Genomic DNA, 17303 nt, shown 5'->3' with positions numbered 1-17303 from the left:
GGCCGGGCCGGGGGGGCGGCGCGGGGTCCCCCCCCGGGGGGGGGGGGGGCGCCCCGGGGCCCGGGCCCCCCCCCCCCCGCCGTGTTGCCGCACGAGGGTGTCAATCAAGCCAGTGGTGGCGGCCGAGGCCGATCAGCCGCATCTGGCGGGTCGCCAGCTGCGCGACGTGCCGGGTCCGGTCCGGGCGCTCCTCCTCCGGCCCTTCCAGGGCCTCCAGGAACAGCGACGCCGTGCTCAGCATCTGGTCGACGTAGAGGTGCGCGAGCATCAGCAGGTCGTCCTCGCTCCAGCCCTCCGCGACAGGATCCTTGGCCAGTTCGTCCTTGACTTCTTGGGCGAACCGGGCCAGTTGGCCCCTTATCGCCTCCCGAACCGGCTGAACTCCGCCATGTCGTTCACGAGCGATGAAACGGACATGGGCGGGGTACCCGTCGACGTGACGGGCGATCAAGTCGATGGCGCGCGTGACGCGTTCCTCGCGGTCGCCCGTCGTGGACACCGTCGTCCGGATCATCGGGTGCAGGCTGCCCAGCGCCTCCTCGACCAGGGCCACGCCCAGATCCGCCGTGGAGCGGAAGTGGCGGTAGAAGGCGGTCGGGGCGACACCGACGGCGCGGGTGACCTCGCGCAGTCCCAGGCTGCTCAGACTCTGCTCCTCCAGCAGCCCGAGGGCCGCGTCGAGGAGTGCCTGCCGGGTCTTCTGCTTCTGGGCCTGCCGGATGCCGAGGGTGTGACTCATACCATGCAGTTAACAACTGTTCTCTGGAATTGGAAAGTCATGGGAGGCGTTAGACTGGGAAGTCAGTGAACAACTGTAACCACAACCGTTCACCGAAACCCTGGGGGTTGTTTCCCGTGCTGTTCATCGTCGCCGCACTCCTGCTGCTGGGCGTCGTCCTGGGCACCGTGGCCCACGCACCGCTCACCTTCTCCGTCGCCGTCGGCGCCGTCGTCGCCGTCTGGCTCGGCATCTTCGCGCTCCGCGAGCGCGGCCGCCGTCGCCACACGCAGGCCCACTGACGCCGCCCGTCACCCCTTCGATCATTCGATCCGACTTCGGGAGTCGTTCATCATGCAGCTCACCGCTCCGGCCTCGCGCCGCACCGGTATCCGTGACACCGACGGCATGGCCGTCGCGTCCTTCATCCTCGGCCTGCTCGGCCTGCTCGTGCTCAACCTCTTCCTCGGCCCGATCGCCATCGTGCTGGCGAGTGTCGCCCTGTGGCGCGGCACCGAGCGTCGCGGCCGCGCGTTGCTGGGTCTGGGCCTGGGCGTCGCCGATCTGCTGGTCCTCGCGGCCTTCATGGAGTTCGACAGCACCATCTCGTGGAGCTTCTGAGCCGCCGTCGGACAGCCGTCCGCCGGTACGCCGCGGCCGGGCCCGGGGACGACGGGCCGTCGCCGCGCCGGAAAGCGGTTCACGTTCGTCCGGCCTTGCTCTGAGGCCCGTCGAAGGGGAGCCGTAGAATCGGGCTCACCATGGCTTACCTCGACCACGCCGCGACCACCCCGATGCTCCCGGAGGCGGCAGAGGCGCTCACCGCCCAGCTGGGTGCCACCGGCAACGCGTCCTCCCTCCACGCATCCGGCAGGCAGGCCCGCCGCACCGTCGAGGAGGCCCGCGAGACCCTCGCCGAAGCCCTCGGCGCCCGCCCCAGCGAGGTCGTCTTCACCTCGGGCGGCACGGAGGCCGACAACCTCGCCGTCAAGGGCCTCTACTGGTCACGCCGCGACGCCGACCCGGCCCGCACCCGCGTCCTCGCCAGCCCCGTCGAGCACCACGCGGTCCTCGACGCCGTGCACTGGCTCGGCGAACACGAAGGCGCCACCGTCGAGTACCTGCCGGTCGACCCCCACGGCCGCGTCCACCCCGACGCCCTGCGCGAGGCGATCGCCCGCAATCCCGACGACGTGGCCCTCGCCACCGTCATGTGGGCGAACAACGAGATCGGGACGATCCTGCCCGTCCGTGAACTCGCCGCCGCGGCAGCCGAGTTCGGGGTCCCGCTGCACTCGGACGCCGTCCAGGCCTTCGGACAGATCCCCGTCGGCTTCGCCGCCTCCGGCCTGGCCGCGATGACGGTCTCGGGCCACAAGATCGGCGGCCCCTACGGCATCGGCGCGCTGATCCTCGGCCGTGACCACACGCCCGTACCCGTCCTGCACGGCGGCGGTCAGGAGCGGCATGTGCGCTCCGGCACCCTCGACGTGCCCGCCGTCGCCTCCTTCGCCGTCGCCGGACGGCTCGCCGCCGAGCAGCGCGAGTGGTTCGCCCGTGAGATCGGGACCCTGCGCGACAGTCTCGTCGCCGCGGTCCGCTCGGCCGTGCCGGACGCGATCCTCGGCGGCGACCCGGACCCGCAGGGCCGCCTCCCGGCCAACGCGCACTTCACCTTCCCCGGCTGCGAGGGCGACTCCCTGCTGCTCCTGCTCGACGCCCAGGGCATCGAGTGCTCGACCGGCTCCGCCTGCACCGCCGGCGTCGCCCAGCCCAGCCACGTCCTCCTCGCCACCGGCACCGACCCCGACCTGGCCCGCGGCACCCTGCGCTTCTCCCTCGGCCACACCTCCACCGAGGCCGATGTCGAGGCCCTGGCGAAGGCCATCGGCCCGGCGGTGGAACGGGCCAGGGCGGCGGGACTCACGTAGGCCCGTCGGCCCGGGGCCGGTCGCGGTCGCGCAGGCGGCGCCTGCCGACCCGGGCCCCGGCAGCGGCGGTTGCGAACGGCCCTGGCGTCAGGCCGGGCTGGTCCGCGCCCGGCGTATCAGGCGCATGTACTTCTCCCAGTCCCAGTGCCGCCCCGGGTCCGTGTGGTCCGTGCCCGGGACCTCCACGTGGCCGATGATGTGCTCGCGGTCGACGGGTATGTCGTAGCGGGCGCAGATCCGGGCCGTGAGCCGGGCCGAGGCCTCGTACATCTCGTCCGTGAAGTCCTGCGGGCGGTCCACGAAGCCCTCGTGCTCGATGCCGATACTGCGTTCGTTGTAGTCGCGGTTGCCCGCGTGGTACGCCACGTCCAGCTCGCGGATCATCTGCGCCACATGCCCGTCCCGGCCGACGATGTAGTGCGCCGCCGCCTTGTGCCCCGGGTCCTGGAAGGCCTTCACCGCGCTGTCGAAGCCGCCCTGCGTGACATGGACGACCACCATGTCTATGCCGTAGTCGTCGGGCCGGTCCGCGCGGCGCCAGTTCGCCTCAGACGCCGCGACCCACCGCGCGCCCGCGTAGTCGACCTCGCCCTCCTTGCGCGGCTTCTCGACGCCCGGAGTCCGCCACCACAGCCGCGCCAGCTCGTCCCGGGCGAGCGCGGCGGAGCCCGCCGCGGCCACCGTGCCGCCGATCAGCAGCGCGCGGCGGCCGACCTTCCGGTCGCCGTCCCTCGAAGCCTTCCGCTGTCCCATGTGATCGTCAACGGATACCCGGCGGTCCTGGTTCCCGCGCCCCCGTACCCTGGAAGGGTTATGACTGAGACCCCGCAGCGCCCCCGCCCCCTCCGCGTCCTGGCCGCCATGTCCGGCGGTGTCGACTCCGCCGTCGCCGCCGCCCGCGCGGCCGAAGCGGGCCACGACGTGACCGGCGTCCACCTCGCGCTCTCCGCCAACCCCCAATCCTTCCGGACCGGCGCGCGGGGTTGCTGCACCATCGAGGACTCCCGCGACGCCCGCCGTGCCGCGGACGTCATCGGCATCCCGTTCTACGTGTGGGACCTCGCCGACCGCTTCCGCGAGGACGTCGTCGAGGACTTCGTCGCCGAGTACGAGGCGGGCCGCACCCCCAACCCGTGCCTGCGCTGCAACGAGAAGATCAAGTTCGCCGCCCTCCTCGACAAGGCGCTCGCGCTGGGCTTCGACGCGGTCTGCACCGGCCACTACGCCCAGGTGATCGTGCGCGAGGACGGCACCCGCGAGCTGCACCGCGCCTCCGACATGGCCAAGGACCAGTCCTACGTCCTCGGCGTGCTGGACGACCGGCAGCTCGCCCACGCGATGTTCCCGCTCGGCGACACCCTCACCACCAAGGACGAGATCCGCGCGGAGGCCGAGCGCAGGGGCCTGGCCGTGGCCAAGAAGCCCGACTCGCACGACATCTGCTTCATCGCCGACGGCGACACCCAGGGCTTCCTCGCGAACCGGCTCGGCCGCTCCGAGGGCGACATCGTCGACGAGTCCGGCGCCAAGCTCGGCACGCACGAGGGCGCGTACGGCTTCACCATCGGCCAGCGCAAGGGCCTGCGCATCGGCACCCCGGCCCCCGACGGCAAGCCGCGCTACGTCCTCGACATCTCGCCGGTCGACAACACCGTGACCGTCGGTCCGGCGTCCGCCCTGGACGTCAGCGCCCTCACCGCCGTCAAGCCCCGCTGGTGCGGAGCCGCCCCGGTCGGCCCCGGCACCTACACGGCCCAGCTGCGCGCCCACGGCGGCGAGACCGAGGTGACCGCCGAAGTCGTGGACGGCTCCCTGACGGTCACCTTCACCGAGCCCGTCCGCGGCGTCGCCCCCGGCCAGGCGATCGTGCTGTACGACGGCACACGCGTGGTGGGCTCGGCGACGATCGCGTCGACGACCCGGGCGACGGCGGGCGTGGCCTGATCCCGGGCCCCCGGGCCCGGGTCGTGCTCCACACGGTCTTGTCGCTGGAGCCTGGGGGGCGTGCTCCACGTGGTCCTGCCGCGGGAGCCCGGGGCGTGCTCCCCGCGGCTGCCGCGCGAGCCTGGGGGCGTGCTCCACGCGATCCCGCCGCGGGAACCGGGAGCATGCCTCCCGCGCGCGTGCCCCCGCGCCGTCCTCTCAGCCCCGGCTGAAGAACTCCGTCAGCACCGGCGCCAGGACGTTCGGCTCGACCATGTGCGTCTGCCCCTGGAGCGTGCGGTAGGTGCCCTCGGGGACCGATTCCGCGATCGCCCGGGCCGCCTCCCGCAGCCACTCGGGGCTCGCGTCGCCCGCCACCGCCAGGACGGGGACGCCGACCGAGCCCAGCCGGGAGCGGGGGACGGCGCCGTCGCCCATCACGGCGTCGTCGTAGGCGAGGCTCGGGGCCATGGCCTCCATTCCCGCCCACATGGGGGACTGGCGGGCGCCCTGGATCATGCCCTCGGCGAGACCCGTCAGCCGCAGGAACAGTTCGACCGCGTCCCCACGCCGCCCTTCGCCGAGCGCCTCCGTCAACCGTCCGGTGTACTCGGCACGCTCCCTGGCGCCCTCCTCCGACATCGCGAACGGCGTCTCGTAGACGGCGACGCGCCGCACCGGCAGCCCGCTCGCCGCCGCCTCCAGCGCCAGGGCCCCGCCCGAGGAGATGCCGTACAGCAGTGCCTCGCCGCCCACCGCCTCGATCACCGCGGCCAGGTCCTCGACCTCACGCTCCACTGCGTACGGCGCGGTGTCACCGCTGGCACCGCGGCCCCGGCGGTCGTACACCACGGCCTGGAAACGCTCCGAGAGCGACACGGCCAGCGGCGCCAGGGTGCCGCCTGTCGACATCGCGCCGCTCACCAGGACGACCGCGGGGCCGCGTCCGGTGCTCTCGTAGGCGATGCGGGTGCCGTCGCGCGAAAGGATCTTCTTGTCCATGCTCATGCAGACTGCCGCACGGCGCGGTGTTCATCGATGAGGCGGGCGGCGCGTCAGCCGATCAGAACACTTCCACTTCGTAGAAGCACAGGTGGTCCCTGATCTCGGCGACGTCCGGCTTGGGGTCCGGATACGCCCAGACGAGGTCCGCCGCGTCCGGCAGCGACCAGTAGGAGGCGGTGCCCTTGAACGGGCAGTACGTCTGTGTGCCGGACGGTGTCAGCAGGTCCAGGCGCACGTCCTCGGCCGGGATGTAGTACCGCTCGGGACAGCCCGTCTCGCGCAGCACCAGTGACCGGTCGCTCTCGGCCAGCACCTGCCCGCCGTGCACCACGCGCACATGCCCGGCGCTCCGCTCGACGGTGATGCGATGTCCTCTGGTCACGATCGCCCCTCCTCGGGTAGCCGACTCCACCGGTACAGCGCAGGCTGAAGCGGAGTTCTTCCCTCGCCGCAGGAGGCCCCCCATGCGCGCCACGGAACCGGCCGGAAACCGCTCCCGCCTGCTCCACCAGGTTCGGTACGCCCTGCGCCACCCCGAGCGGGTGCCCGCGCACGCCCGGCGCGCGGTGCGGGACGCCTGGCTGCGGCTGCGCCACCCCGACCACATCGCGTACTACCGGGCCGTGATGGCGTCGGACGCGGCCCGCAGCGCCGAGGCGGCGGTCGGGCACAACCCCTCGCGCGAACAGTGGGCGCGGATCGGCCGCATGCAGTTCGACTACCTGGTGGGCCACGGCCTGCGGCCGCACCACCGGATGCTGGAGATCGGCTGCGGCAATCTGCGCGCCGGGCGCCTGTTCATCGGCCACCTCGACACCGGGCACTACTACGGCATCGACATCTCGCCGCACATCCTGCTCGCCGCCCAGGACACCCTCGTGGCCGAGAAGCTCCAGCCCAAACTGCCCTACCTGGCGCTCGCCGACGACCTCACCTTCGCCTTCCTGCCGGACGCCCACTTCGACGTCGTGCACGCGCACAGCGTCTTCTCGCACTCACCGCTGCACGTCATCGAGGAGTGCTTCGCCCACGTCGGCCGGATCCTCGCACCCGGCGGGTTCTTCGACTTCACCTTCGACCGCACCGAGGGCGAGGAGCACCAGGTCCTGCACGAGGACTTCTACTACCGCACCCGTACTCTCACCGACCTCGCCGCGCAGCACGGCCTGGACGCCCGGTTCATGGACGACTGGGAGCGCCTGCCGCACCGGCAGTCCAAAATGCGGCTCACCGCCGCGGCCGACCGGGCCCGTACGGTGGGTTCATGAACATCTGTGTCTTCCTGTCCGCCGCCGACCTCGACGAGCGCTACACCCGCCCGGCGCGGGAGCTCGCCACGCTGCTGGGCAAGGGCGGCCACACGCTCGTCTGGGGCGGCTCCGACGTGGGCCTCATGAAGGTGGTCGCCGACGGGGTGCAGGAGGCGGGCGGCCGGCTGGCCGGGGTCTCCGTGCAGTTCCTCGCGGCCAAGGCGCGCCCGGGCGTCGACGAGATGATCGTCGCCAAGGACCTCGCCGAGCGCAAGAAGCTGCTCCTGGAGAAGGCCGACGCCGTGGTCATCATGGTCGGCGGCACGGGCACGCTCGACGAGGCGACCGAGATCCTGGAGCTGAAGAAGCACGGGCACACCGACAAGCCGGTGGTCCTGCTCAACACCGCGGGCTTCTACGACGGCCTGAAGGAGCAGTTCCGCCGCATGGAGGACGAGGGCTTCCTGCCCCGCCCGCTGACCGACCTGGTGTTCTTCGCGGAGGAGCCGGTCGGGGCGCTGGCCTACCTGGAGGAGAGCCGGGGCATCGAGTGACCCGGCCCTGATGCGAGCATGGCGGGCATGGCTACACATGTGATCACCGGAGCCGGCTCCGGCATCGGCGCGGCCGTGGCCCGCCGCCTGCACGCGCGCGGGGACGAGCTCGTGCTGCACGCGCGCGACGCGGGCCGCGCCAAGGAACTGGCGGCCGAGTTCCCCGGGGCGGGGACCCTGGTCGGAGACCTCGCCGACCCCGACCGGCTCTCCTGGGCCTTCTCCCACCAGTCGCTGCCGGACCGCGTGGACTCGCTGCTGCACATCGCCGGCGTCGTCGACCTCGGCCCGGTCGGCGAACTCACCCCGAAGACCTGGCGCCACCAGCTCAACGTCAACCTGATCGCCCCCGCCGAGCTGACCCGCCACTTCCTGCCCCAACTGCGCGCCACCCGCGGCCATGTCGTCTTCGTCAACTCCGGCGCCGGCCTCAACGCCCACGCCGAGTGGTCCGCGTACGCCGCCTCCAAGCACGGCCTGAAGGCCCTCGCCGACTCCCTGCGCCACGAGGAGCACGGCCACGGCGTCCGCGTCACCTCGGTCTACCCCGGTCGCACGGCCAGCCCCATGCAGGCCAAGGTCCACCAGCAGGAGGGCAAGGAGTACGACGCCTCGAAGTGGATCGACCCCGAGTCGGTCGCCACGACGATCGTGATGGCCCTGGATCTGCCGAGGGACGCGGAGGTCAACGACCTCACGGTGCGCCCGGGAGGCTGACCCCGGTCAAGGGGCTGCGTAGGCTTCTCCGGTGAGTGAAAACAGCCAGTTCAGGTTCGGCGCCGCCACCGGTGTGGGATCCATGCCGGGCGGTGACGCCCGTGAGGCCGCCAAGACCGTCACCGGCACCTTCGAAGACTTCCCCTTCCTGCCCGAACTGCCCGCGCGAGGACCCGGCGCGGACATGATCGGACGGACCGCCGGCCTGCTCGTCGAGCTGTACGCGCGCGTGGAGCCCAGCGGCTGGCGGCTCGGGGACCGGCCGGGCCGGGACACCAAGCGGGCCCGCTCCTGGCTCGGCGAGGACCTCGACGCGCTGGAGGAGTTCACGCAGGAGTACGAGGGGCCGCTGAAGGTCCAGGCGGTCGGCCCCTGGACCCTCGCGGCCAACCTGGAGCTGCGGGGCGGCGAGGTGGCCCTCTCCGACCCCGGCGCCTGCCGCGACCTCGCCGCCTCCCTCGCCGAGGGGCTGCGACTGCATCTCGACGAGGTGCGGCGGCGGATCCCGGGCGCGCAGCTCGTCCTCCAGCTCGACGAGCCGTCCCTCACCGCCGTCCTGCGCGGCCAGGTGAAGAGCGCCAGCGGCTACCGCACCCACCGGGCCGTCGACCGGCAGCTCGTCGAGCAGACGCTGCGCGACCTCGTCGGGGTGCACGCCTCCGGGCCGGTCGTGGTCCACTCCTGCGCCCCGGACGTGCCGTTCGCCCTGTTGCGCCGGGCCGGAGCGGACGCCGTCTCCTTCGACTTCTCGCTGCTCACCGAGCGTGACGACGACGCGATCGGGGAGGCCGTGGAGGCCGGGACCCGGCTCTTCACCGGTGTCGTGCCGGGCACCGAGGGTCCATTGTCAGACCCTGCCGGTAGCGTCATGGGTGTCAGGACGCTGTGGCGCAGGCTGGGGCTGTCTCCGGGGCTTCTCGCGGAGGCGGTCACGGTCACCCCGGCGTGCGGACTCGCGGGGGCCTCCCCGGGGTACGCGCGCAGGGCTCTCACGCACTGCGCCCGGGCGGCGAGATCCCTCGCGGACAACCCAGAGTAACGGGAGGACGACACGGTGGCCGGCGACAAGCAAGCGGAGACGACGACGGTGCCCGCCGAGGCACGGGAGAAGCACGCGCGCCTCGCGGAGCAGATCGAGGAGCACCGCTTCCGCTACTACGTGAAGGACGCTCCCGTCGTCAGCGACGCGGAGTTCGACCAGCTGCTGCGTTCCCTGGAGGCGCTGGAGGAGGAGCACCCCGAGCTGCGCACGCCGGACTCGCCGACCCAGAAGGTCTCCGGGTCCTACGAGACGGAGTTCACGGCGGTCGAGCACCGCCAGCGCATGCTCTCCCTCGACAACACGTTCAACGACGAGGAGATGGCCGCCTGGACGGAGCGCATCGCCAGGGAACTGGGCGAGCAGGAGTACCACTTCCTGTGCGAGCTGAAGGTCGACGGCCTCGCCGTCAACCTCACCTACGAGCACGGCCGGCTCACCCGCGCGGCCACCCGGGGTGACGGCCGCACCGGCGAGGACATCACTCCGAACGTGCGGACGATCGCGGAGATCCCCGACCGCCTCAAGGGCGACGACGTCCCCGACCTGGTGGAGATCCGCGGCGAGGTCTACTTCCCGATGGAGAAGTTCCAGGAGCTCAACGCCCGCCTGGTCGAGGCCGGCGACAAGCCCTTCGCCAACCCGCGCAACGCGGCGGCCGGTTCACTGCGCCAGAAGGACCCGCGCGTCACCGCCACCCGGCCCCTGCACATGGTGGTCCACGGCATCGGCGCCCTGGAGGGCTTCACCGGCCTGACCCGCCTCTCCCAGGCCTACGACCTGCTCAAGACCTGGGGCCTGCCCACCTCCCGGCACAACAAGGTGGTCGACGGCCTGGAAGGCATCCGGGAGTTCATCGCCTACTTCGGCGAGAACCGCCACTCGGTCGAGCACGAGATCGACGGCGTGGTCGTCAAGCTCGACCAGATCTCCCTGCAGGGCCGCCTCGGCTCGACCTCGCGCGCCCCGCGCTGGGCGATCGCGTACAAGTACGCGCCGGAGGAGGTCAACACCAAGCTCGTCAACATCCGCGTGGGCGTGGGCCGCACCGGCCGCGTCACCCCGTACGCCCAGGTCGAGCCGGTCACGGTCGCGGGCTCCGAGGTCGAGTTCGCCACGCTGCACAACCAGGACGTGGTCAAGGCCAAGGGCGTCCTCATCGGGGACACGGTCGTGCTGCGCAAGGCCGGTGACGTCATCCCGGAGATCCTGGGCCCCGTCGCCGACCTGCGCGACGGCAGCGAGCGCGAGTTCGTGATGCCGAGCGAGTGCCCCGAGTGCGGCACGGCGCTGCGGCCGATGAAGGAGGGCGACGTCGACCTGCGCTGCCCCAACGCCCGCACCTGCCCGGCCCAGTTGCGCGAGCGCCTCTTCTACCTCGCCGGCCGCAAGGCGCTGGACATCGAGCACTTCGGCTACGTCGCCGCGGCCGCCCTCACCGCCCCGCTGGAGCCCGAGACCCCGCCCCTGGTCGACGAGGGCGACCTCTTCGACCTCACCATCGAGCAACTGCTGCCCATCAAGGCGTACGTCCTCGACCCGGACAGCGGTCTGCCCAAGCGCGACCCGAAGACCGGCGAGGAGAAGATCGCCACGATCTTCGCCAACCAGCAGGGCGAGCCCCGCAAGAACGCGGTCGCCATGCTGGAGAACATCGCGGCGGCCAAGCAGCGCCCCCTGGCCCGCGTCATCACCAGCCTGTCGATCCGTCACGTCGGGCCCGTCGCCGCCGAGGCACTGGCCCGCGAGTTCCGCTCGATCGAGCGCATCGACCAGGCCACGGAAGAGGAGCTTGCGGTCACCGAGGGCGTCGGCCCGACCATCGCCGCCTCCCTCAAGCAGTGGTTCGCCGAGGACTGGCACCGCGACATCATCCGCAAGTGGAAGGCCGCGGGCGTCCGCATGGAGGCCGAGAGCACCGGCGAGGACGAAGGGCCGCGCCCGCTCGAAGGTCTCACCGTCGTCGTCACCGGCACGCTCGAACACTTCACGCGGGACGGCGCCAAGGAGGCGCTGCAGAGCCGCGGAGCGAAGGTGACCGGCTCGGTTTCGAAGAAGACGTCGTTCGTCGTGGTGGGCGACAGCCCCGGGTCGAAGTACGACAAGGCGATGCAGCTGAAGGTTCCGGTCCTGAACGAGGACGGTTTCGGCGTCCTGCTGGAGCAGGGACCGGACGCGGCGGCCGAAGTCGCCCTTTCGGCCGAGGAGTAGCGGTTGAAGGCCACCCGTTCGGCGCATACCAGATGCATACGGGTGGCCGGTGCGCATTCGGGCAACCGTCGGCGACCGCCGCCCGTGGAAGCCTTCTGCGGCCTACTGTTGAGATGTGCGCCTGCCGTGCCCAGCTGCGGTCGGGGCAACTTCGTGCTCGCACGGAGCGCGGGGAAGGATTTTCCGACGCGGGCCGCCCAAGGGTTGTCGGGCACCGGGCCGCGGGGCGTGGGGCACCGCCGGCTGTGAGAGGGACGGGAATGGAACCGACCGAGAGCGCCGCGCCGGGTTCACGGCTGCACCTGCGCCGCATGGCGGTCGCATGGCGTGCGGTCCGTGAGGCCGTGTGGTCGGCGGGGCGTCCGGGTGCGCAGGTGCGCGCCGCCGGACAGTACACCCCGGACGGGCGCGGCGGCGCGGGGCGCGCCGCGGAAGGCCTCGGGGCACAGCAGGCCGTCGAACACACCCCCGGGCCGGCCGGCGCTGATCCGGACCAGGACGGCGAACGGCACCAGGCCTGGCCCGCGCTGCCCGCGGCTGTCGTCGCGGCGGCCGGCTTCGTCCTGGGCGCCGGCTTCTACCGGGCCTTCACCGGCGGGCACGCGCTCTTCCCGGCCGCCACGGCCGGCTGGTCGCTGGCCGTGCTCACCGGCATCATCGTCGGTCACCTCGTGATGCTGGGCCGCTCCCGCTGGTGGGGCGGCACCGGCTCGGGCGCCGCCCTCACCCTCGCCGTGCTGCTGCTCTACGGCTGGGTTCCGGCCGGCATGGTCAGCCTCACGGTCGTCGTGCTGGTCGGCACGGCCCGCCGCAACCGCTGGCGCCAGGGTGTGCTGCACGGCGCGGTCGACCTCCTCGGCATCGGCGCCGGCGCGCTCGTGCTCGCCGTCTTCGGAACCGTGCCGTCCGTCGAGTCCCCGGCGGACCCCGCCGCCTGGACACTCGCCACCGCACCTCAGGTCGTCCTGGTCGCCGTCGCCTATCTGGCGGTCACCCGCGTCCTGCTCTGGTACCTGCACGCCCCGCGCCCCGGCCTGCCCACCGTCGCCCGCACCGCCCTGGTCAGACAGGGACTGGTCGCCGTCGCGCTGCTGGGCATCGCGCCGCTGCTCTGCGTGGTCGCCGTGGCCAAGCCCATCCTGCTGCCGCTGTTCTCCATCCCCCTGATCGCCCTGGACTCCACCCTGTGGATAGCCCGGGCCCGGGCGGAGGAGCAGCTGCGTGACCCGCTGACCGGGCTGCCCAACCGCCAGTGGCTGCTGGAGCGCATCTGGACCGCGCTGGACGACGCGGAGCGGATCGACGCCCGCGCCGCCCTCATGCTGATCGACCTCGACCGGTTCCGGTCGGTCAACGACACGCTCGGTCATCTCGCAGGTGACCGGCTGCTGTTGCAGATCGCCGACCGGCTGCGGGTGGCGCTGCCGCGCGGGGCGGAGGCCGCCCGGCTCGGCGGGGACGAGTTCGCCGTCTTACTCCCGGTCGCCGACTCCACGACCTCCGCGACCCGGATCGCCCGCAACCTCGTGGCCGCCCTCAGCTCGCCCCTCGACCTCGACGGACTCACCCTCGTCCTGGAGGCCAGCGCCGGGGTCGCCGTCTTCCCCGACCACGCCCTGGACGCCGAAGGGCTGCTGCGGCGGGCGGACGTGGCGATGTACCAGGCGAAGCGGGACCGCACCGGCGTCGAGGTCTACGAGTCCAAGCGCGACTCCAACACCCCCGACCGCCTCGGCCTGCTGGGCGATCTGCGCCGCGCCCTGGACGCGCAGGAGGTGCATCTGCACTACCAGCCCAAGGTCCGTTTCGACGGGCAGGTCGCGGGCCTGGAGGCGCTGGTCCGGTGGGTGCACCCCGAGCGGGGCAAGGTGCCGCCGGACGAGTTCATAGCGATCGCCGAGTCCTCGGGCCTGATGCCCCACCTCACCGAGTACGTGCTGGAGACCGCGCTCGGCCAGGTCGCGCGCTGGCGGGACCAGGGCCTGTTCGTCCCGGTCGCGGTGAACGTCTCCCCGCGTGATGTGCACACCCCCGGCTTCGCCGGCTCCGTGGCCGCCCGGCTGGCCCGGCACGGCGTCCCGGCGGGAGCGCTCCAGCTGGAGATCACGGAGCACGTGCTTCTGGAAGACCCGCAGCGCGCCGCCGACACCCTCAACCAACTGACCGCGCACGGAGTGAAGATGTCGCTCGACGACTTCGGCACGGGCTACTCCTCGCTCGTGCATCTGCGCCGGCTGCCGGTGAGCGAGCTGAAGATCGACCGTTCGTTCGTGGCCCGGCTCGCATTCGACGCCGAGGACGCGGAGATCGTGCGCTGCACGGTCGATCTCGCCCACTCCCTCGGCCTGCTCGTCGTCGCCGAGGGCGTCGAGGACGACGAGACCTGGGAGCGCCTGCGCGACCTCGGCTGCGACGCCGTCCAGGGCTGGCTGGTCGCCGCGGCGATGCCCCCGGAGGAGACCACGGCGTGGCTGCGGGCGCGGGGGCCCCGGGGGTGGCAGCGGCCGCGCGCCGCGCTGCCCGCGGCGACGGCCGACGAATAGGGCCGTACTCCCGCTGTTCCGCTACGCCGCTGAGCCACTCAGGTGACACACGGACGGCGGGCTTGTGGGGAGCACGGCGGCCGATGACACGGACGGCGGGCTTGTGGGGAGCACGGCGGCCGATGACACGGACGGCGGGCTTGTGGGGAGCACGGCGGCCGACTGCCCGGCCCGGTTCCCCTCGGGCGAGCGCTCAGCTTGTGCCGGGCGGCACGAAGTGGCCGATCAGCAGTGCCAGCCGTTGCTCGTGTGCCTCCTCGGGCAGCCGGCCGCTGCGCATCAGGGTCACCAGCCCGTGCAGCCCGGCCCAGTACGTCTCCGTCAGCAACCCGGTGTCCTCGCCCTCGGCCGCGATCGGCTGGACGGCCTGCAGTAGCTCCCCGAAGGCTTCCTGCAGGGCCGCCGGCGCCTCGGGGGTGGCGAACGGCAGGTCCACGGCGAGCGTGAACATCGCGTCGTAGAGCGCGGGCCGCCGCCGGGCGAAAGCGGTGTACGCCCCGCCCACCGCCGCCAGAGCCTCGCGGGCGCTCCCGGCCGCCGTGCGCGCCGCCCGCATCTCGGCGGCCAGGTCCGCGCAGCCCTGCACCGCCACCGCCGCCATGATCGCGCCCTTCCCCTTGAAGTGGCTGTAGAGGACGGGCTGGCTGTACTCGATCCGGTCGGCGAGCCGACGCGTGGTCACCGCGTCCCAGCCCTCCGCCTCCGCCAGTTCCCGTGCGGCCGTCACGATCAGCCGCTCGCGTTCCGCTCGTTCGCGCTCCCGGCGCGTCTGGATCGTCATGAGAGAAATCCTAGCACCGCTAGCGTTCCTGCCGACGCTCTGCTAGCTTCGCTCTTGCCGCTAGCGTTGCTAGAAATCGCCGATCGCCGGCCATCACCGTGCTGGAATTCGAGGAGAGACATGACCATCACCGCGTACACCCTGGCTGTCGTGCTCAACCTGTTCTGCCTGTTCCTCGGCTACCGGTTCCTGTTCCAGCCCGCCCCCGCGGCCGCCGGATACGGCGTCCCGGCCGACCCCGGCGGCGACGCCGGCGCCTACCTGACGATCAAGGGGCTGCGGGACGGCACCCTCGGTCTGGTCGGTCTGGCGCTGCTCGCCTTCGCGGGGGCCCGGGCCGAGGCCTGGTTCATGCTCGCCGTGGCCCTCGTGCCGCTCGGCGACACCCTGATCGTGCTGCGCAACGGCGGCACGAAGGCGGTCGCCTTCGGAATCCACTTCGCCACCGCGGTCCTCGTCCTGGTCATCGCCGGACTGCTCTTCGCGGTCTGAGAGGGCCCGAGAGCCTCCGGGGCGGCAAACCGTTTCACGGACACGGCCCCCCGCCCCATAGGATTGGGCCACACCACATCCACTCACCCCAGAGGAACGCTGCATGCCTGGCATCACGCGCGAGGAGGTCGCCCACCTCGCCCGGCTGGCGCGTCTGGAGCTGAAGCCCGAAGAGCTCGACCACTTCGCGGGACAGCTGGACGACATCATCGGCGCGGTCGCCCGCGTCAGCGAGGTCGCCGACCAAGACGTACCGCCGACCTCGCACCCGCTCCCGCTGACGAACGTCATGCGCGTGGACGAGGTCCGTCCGTCGCTCACCCCCGAGCAGGCGCTCTCCGGCGCCCCGGCCCAGGAGCAGCAGCGTTTCAAGGTGCCGCAGATCCTGGGGGAGGACTAACAGCCATGACGGACATCATCAAGCTCACGGCCGCCGAGACCGCCGCGAAGATCGCCTCCGGCGAGCTCACCGCGGTGCAGGTCACCGAGGCTCACCTCGCCCGCATCGAGGCCGTCGACGAGAAGGTGCACGCCTTCCTGCACGTCGACCGCGAGGGCGCCCTCGCCCAGGCCCGCGCCGTGGACGAGAAGCGCGAGCGGGGCGAGAAGCTCGGCCCGCTGGCCGGCGTGCCCCTGGCGCTGAAGGACATCTTCACCACCGAGGGCGTGCCAACGACCGTCGGTTCGAAGATCCTCGAAGGCTGGATCCCGCCGTACGACGCGACGGTCACCCAGCGTCTCAAGGCCGCCGACGTCGTGATCCTCGGCAAGACCAACATGGACGAGTTCGCCATGGGGTCCTCCACCGAGAACAGCGCCTACGGCCCTACCGGCAACCCCTGGGACCTCACCAAGATCCCCGGCGGCTCCGGCGGCGGTTCGTCCGCGGCGCTCGCCTCCTTCCAGGCCCCGCTCGCCATCGGCACCGACACCGGCGGCTCCATCCGCCAGCCCGCCGCCGTCACCGGCACGGTCGGTGTGAAGCCGACGTACGGCGCGGTCTCCCGCTACGGCATGGTCGCCTTCTCCTCCTCCCTCGACCAGGGCGGCCCCTGCGCCCGTACGGTCCTGGACGCGGCCCTGCTGCACGAGGTCATCGCCGGGCACGACCCGCTCGACTCCACGTCCATCGACGAGCCCGTCCCGGCGGTCGTCGAGGCCGCCCGCAACGGCAGCGTCGAGGGCATGCGCGTCGGCGTCGTCAAGCAGTTCCGCGGCGAGGGCTACCAGGCCGGCGTCATCCAGCGGTTCGACGAGTCCGTCGCGCTGCTGAAGGAGCTGGGCGCCGAGATCGTCGAGCTGGACTGCCCGTCCTTCGACCTGGCGCTGTCGGCGTACTACCTCATCGCGCCCTCGGAGTGCTCCTCCAACCTCGCCCGCTTCGACGGCCTGCGCTACGGCCTGCGGACCGGCGACGACGGCACGAACTCCGCCGAGGCGGTCACCTCCCTGACCCGCGAGGCCGGCTTCGGCCCCGAGGTCAAGCGCCGCATCATGCTCGGCACGTACGCGCTGTCGAGCGGCTACTACGACGCCTACTACGGCAGCGCCCAGAAGGTCCGCACGCTCATCAAGCAGGACTTCGACAAGGCGTTCGAGCAGGTCGACGTGATCGTCTCCCCGACGACCCCGACCACCGCCTTCGCGATCGGCGAGCGCGCCGACGACCCGATGGCGATGTACCTCGCCGACCTGTGCACCATCCCGACCAACCTGGCGGGCAACGCGGCCATGTCGCTGCCGTGCGGTCTCGCCCCGGAGGACAATCTCCCGGTCGGCCTGCAGATCATCGCCCCCGTCATGAAGGACGACCGCCTGTACAAGGTGGGTGCCGCCGTCGAGGCCGCCTTCGTGGAAAAGTGGGGCCACCCGCTGATCGAGGAGGCTCCGTCGCTGTGAGCGCACTGTCCAAGGCCAAGGGCTTCAAGAAGTCCAAGTCCGGTCTGTACATCTCGATGGCCACGTCGGCGTTCGGCGCCGTCGGTGTCTACAAGCAGATCAAGAAGGCCCGCGGAGACAACGACACGCTGCGGCTGCTCGACGCCGTCGTGACCGGAGCCGCGGTCGTCACCAACCTGGCCATTCTCTACCGTGAGCTGAAGCAGCTGGGCGACGACGACGTCCTGTTGGGCTGAGAGG

The 17303-nt window shown here is 72.0% G+C and carries 19 protein-coding genes; 14 read left to right on the top strand and 5 right to left on the bottom strand.

Features of this window, described 5'->3' with window-relative positions; translation table 11 throughout:
* Positions 1–100: 100 nt before the first annotated feature.
* Positions 101–739 (bottom strand): TetR family transcriptional regulator, encoded by a 639-nt coding sequence (locus tag ACFY5B_RS27800; protein WP_389974037.1) that lies wholly within the window; start codon positions 737–739, stop codon positions 101–103.
* A 116-nt stretch (positions 740–855) separates the two neighbouring features.
* Between ACFY5B_RS27800 and ACFY5B_RS27795 the strand changes: the two genes are divergently transcribed.
* The 3 genes from ACFY5B_RS27795 (at position 856) to ACFY5B_RS27785 (ending at position 2649) form a co-directional block, all read left to right on the top strand.
* Positions 856–1020, top strand: coding sequence for a hypothetical protein (locus tag ACFY5B_RS27795; protein ID WP_389974035.1), 165 nt, complete (start codon positions 856–858; stop codon positions 1018–1020).
* A gap of 52 nt (positions 1021–1072) precedes the next feature.
* Positions 1073–1339 carry a hypothetical protein gene (locus ACFY5B_RS27790; protein ID WP_031103607.1) on the top strand — a complete coding sequence of 89 codons (267 nt, stop codon included), beginning with the start codon at positions 1073–1075 and terminating at the stop codon, positions 1337–1339.
* Positions 1340–1479: 140 nt separating this feature from the next.
* Positions 1480–2649, top strand: coding sequence for a cysteine desulfurase family protein (locus ACFY5B_RS27785; protein ID WP_389974032.1), 1170 nt, complete (start codon positions 1480–1482; stop codon positions 2647–2649).
* Between the two features lie 87 nt (positions 2650–2736).
* Here the strand turns inward: ACFY5B_RS27785 and ACFY5B_RS27780 are convergent, their stop codons facing one another.
* Positions 2737–3402: an N-acetylmuramoyl-L-alanine amidase gene (locus tag ACFY5B_RS27780; protein WP_389974029.1), complete on the bottom strand. Its 666-nt coding sequence runs from the start codon at positions 3400–3402 to the stop codon at positions 2737–2739.
* A gap of 60 nt (positions 3403–3462) precedes the next feature.
* Here ACFY5B_RS27780 and mnmA point away from each other — a divergent pair, with 60 nt between their 5' ends.
* Positions 3463–4593: a tRNA 2-thiouridine(34) synthase MnmA gene (gene mnmA, locus ACFY5B_RS27775; RefSeq protein WP_389974026.1), complete on the top strand. Its 1131-nt coding sequence runs from the start codon at positions 3463–3465 to the stop codon at positions 4591–4593.
* Positions 4594–4791: 198 nt separating this feature from the next.
* Here mnmA and ACFY5B_RS27770 read toward each other — a convergent pair whose 3' ends face one another.
* Together ACFY5B_RS27770 and ACFY5B_RS27765 are read right to left on the bottom strand one after the other, a co-directional pair.
* A complete protein-coding gene (locus tag ACFY5B_RS27770) occupies positions 4792–5574 on the bottom strand; it encodes an alpha/beta fold hydrolase (RefSeq protein WP_389974023.1) in 783 nt (260 codons plus the stop codon).
* A gap of 61 nt (positions 5575–5635) precedes the next feature.
* Complete coding sequence (locus tag ACFY5B_RS27765) at positions 5636–5959, bottom strand: DUF427 domain-containing protein (protein ID WP_389974020.1); 324 nt, start codon at positions 5957–5959, stop codon at positions 5636–5638.
* A gap of 82 nt (positions 5960–6041) precedes the next feature.
* Here ACFY5B_RS27765 and ACFY5B_RS27760 point away from each other — a divergent pair, with 82 nt between their 5' ends.
* From ACFY5B_RS27760 to ACFY5B_RS27735, 6 genes are all read left to right on the top strand, one after another.
* Complete coding sequence (locus ACFY5B_RS27760) at positions 6042–6845, top strand: class I SAM-dependent methyltransferase (protein ID WP_389974017.1); 804 nt, start codon at positions 6042–6044, stop codon at positions 6843–6845.
* The gene (locus ACFY5B_RS27755) at positions 6842–7381 is read left to right on the top strand and encodes a TIGR00730 family Rossman fold protein (RefSeq protein WP_389974014.1); all 540 of its coding nucleotides are present in this window, start codon (positions 6842–6844) and stop codon (positions 7379–7381) included. Before ACFY5B_RS27760 ends, ACFY5B_RS27755 begins: the two co-directional genes overlap by 4 nt.
* A gap of 18 nt (positions 7382–7399) precedes the next feature.
* Complete coding sequence (locus ACFY5B_RS27750) at positions 7400–8098, top strand: SDR family oxidoreductase (RefSeq protein ID WP_389974012.1); 699 nt, start codon at positions 7400–7402, stop codon at positions 8096–8098.
* 31 nt (positions 8099–8129) lie between these two features.
* Positions 8130–9137 (top strand): methionine synthase, encoded by a 1008-nt coding sequence (locus ACFY5B_RS27745; protein ID WP_389974009.1) that lies wholly within the window; start codon positions 8130–8132, stop codon positions 9135–9137.
* A gap of 15 nt (positions 9138–9152) precedes the next feature.
* Entirely contained in the window at positions 9153–11348 is a 2196-nt protein-coding gene (gene ligA / locus ACFY5B_RS27740; protein ID WP_389974006.1) for an NAD-dependent DNA ligase LigA, read from the top strand.
* Positions 11349–11608: 260 nt separating this feature from the next.
* Positions 11609–13891: a putative bifunctional diguanylate cyclase/phosphodiesterase gene (locus tag ACFY5B_RS27735; RefSeq protein ID WP_389974003.1), complete on the top strand. Its 2283-nt coding sequence runs from the start codon at positions 11609–11611 to the stop codon at positions 13889–13891.
* 193 nt (positions 13892–14084) lie between these two features.
* Here ACFY5B_RS27735 and ACFY5B_RS27730 read toward each other — a convergent pair whose 3' ends face one another.
* Positions 14085–14672 carry a TetR/AcrR family transcriptional regulator gene (locus tag ACFY5B_RS27730; RefSeq protein WP_389974000.1) on the bottom strand — a complete coding sequence of 196 codons (588 nt, stop codon included), beginning with the start codon at positions 14670–14672 and terminating at the stop codon, positions 14085–14087.
* Positions 14673–14792: 120 nt separating this feature from the next.
* On the opposite strand from ACFY5B_RS27730, the gene ACFY5B_RS27725 reads away from it, so the two are divergent.
* From ACFY5B_RS27725 to ACFY5B_RS27710, 4 genes are all read left to right on the top strand, one after another.
* Positions 14793–15164: a DUF4267 domain-containing protein gene (locus ACFY5B_RS27725; RefSeq protein WP_389973997.1), complete on the top strand. Its 372-nt coding sequence runs from the start codon at positions 14793–14795 to the stop codon at positions 15162–15164.
* Positions 15165–15267: 103 nt separating this feature from the next.
* A complete protein-coding gene (gene gatC / locus ACFY5B_RS27720) occupies positions 15268–15564 on the top strand; it encodes an Asp-tRNA(Asn)/Glu-tRNA(Gln) amidotransferase subunit GatC (protein WP_095936815.1) in 297 nt (98 codons plus the stop codon).
* Between the two features lie 5 nt (positions 15565–15569).
* On the top strand, positions 15570–17063 hold the full coding sequence (gene gatA / locus ACFY5B_RS27715; RefSeq protein WP_184850262.1) for an Asp-tRNA(Asn)/Glu-tRNA(Gln) amidotransferase subunit GatA: 1494 nt from the start codon (positions 15570–15572) through the stop codon (positions 17061–17063).
* A complete protein-coding gene (locus ACFY5B_RS27710) occupies positions 17060–17299 on the top strand; it encodes a hypothetical protein (protein WP_030851407.1) in 240 nt (79 codons plus the stop codon). Before gatA ends, ACFY5B_RS27710 begins: the two co-directional genes overlap by 4 nt.
* Positions 17300–17303 lie beyond the last annotated feature (4 nt).

It is taken from the genome of Streptomyces sp. NPDC013187 (assembly GCF_042899705.1).
In the GTDB taxonomy this organism is placed as follows: domain Bacteria; phylum Actinomycetota; class Actinomycetes; order Streptomycetales; family Streptomycetaceae; genus Streptomyces; species Streptomyces hawaiiensis_A.
This window is presented reverse-complemented; position numbering and strand designations above follow the sequence as displayed.

Bases quoted from the DNA above. Each gene is read 5' to 3' on its own strand.
- ACFY5B_RS27800 (WP_389974037.1), bottom strand. From the start codon at position 739: ATGAGTCACACCCTCGGCATCCGGCAGGCCCAGAAGCAGAAGACCCGG.
- ACFY5B_RS27735 (WP_389974003.1), top strand. From the start codon at position 11,609: ATGGAACCGACCGAGAGCGCCGCGCCGGGTTCACGGCTGCACCTGCGC.
- ACFY5B_RS27755 (WP_389974014.1), top strand. From the start codon at position 6,842: ATGAACATCTGTGTCTTCCTGTCCGCCGCCGACCTCGACGAGCGCTAC.
- gatC (WP_095936815.1), top strand. From the start codon at position 15,268: ATGCCTGGCATCACGCGCGAGGAGGTCGCCCACCTCGCCCGGCTGGCG.
- ACFY5B_RS27785 (WP_389974032.1), top strand. From the start codon at position 1,480: ATGGCTTACCTCGACCACGCCGCGACCACCCCGATGCTCCCGGAGGCG.
- gatA (WP_184850262.1), top strand. From the start codon at position 15,570: ATGACGGACATCATCAAGCTCACGGCCGCCGAGACCGCCGCGAAGATC.
- ACFY5B_RS27770 (WP_389974023.1), bottom strand. From the start codon at position 5,574: ATGGACAAGAAGATCCTTTCGCGCGACGGCACCCGCATCGCCTACGAG.
- mnmA (WP_389974026.1), top strand. From the start codon at position 3,463: ATGACTGAGACCCCGCAGCGCCCCCGCCCCCTCCGCGTCCTGGCCGCC.
- ACFY5B_RS27750 (WP_389974012.1), top strand. From the start codon at position 7,400: ATGGCGGGCATGGCTACACATGTGATCACCGGAGCCGGCTCCGGCATC.
- ACFY5B_RS27725 (WP_389973997.1), top strand. From the start codon at position 14,793: ATGACCATCACCGCGTACACCCTGGCTGTCGTGCTCAACCTGTTCTGC.
- ACFY5B_RS27790 (WP_031103607.1), top strand. From the start codon at position 1,073: ATGCAGCTCACCGCTCCGGCCTCGCGCCGCACCGGTATCCGTGACACC.
- ACFY5B_RS27760 (WP_389974017.1), top strand. From the start codon at position 6,042: ATGCGCGCCACGGAACCGGCCGGAAACCGCTCCCGCCTGCTCCACCAG.
- ACFY5B_RS27730 (WP_389974000.1), bottom strand. From the start codon at position 14,672: ATGACGATCCAGACGCGCCGGGAGCGCGAACGAGCGGAACGCGAGCGG.
- ACFY5B_RS27780 (WP_389974029.1), bottom strand. From the start codon at position 3,402: ATGGGACAGCGGAAGGCTTCGAGGGACGGCGACCGGAAGGTCGGCCGC.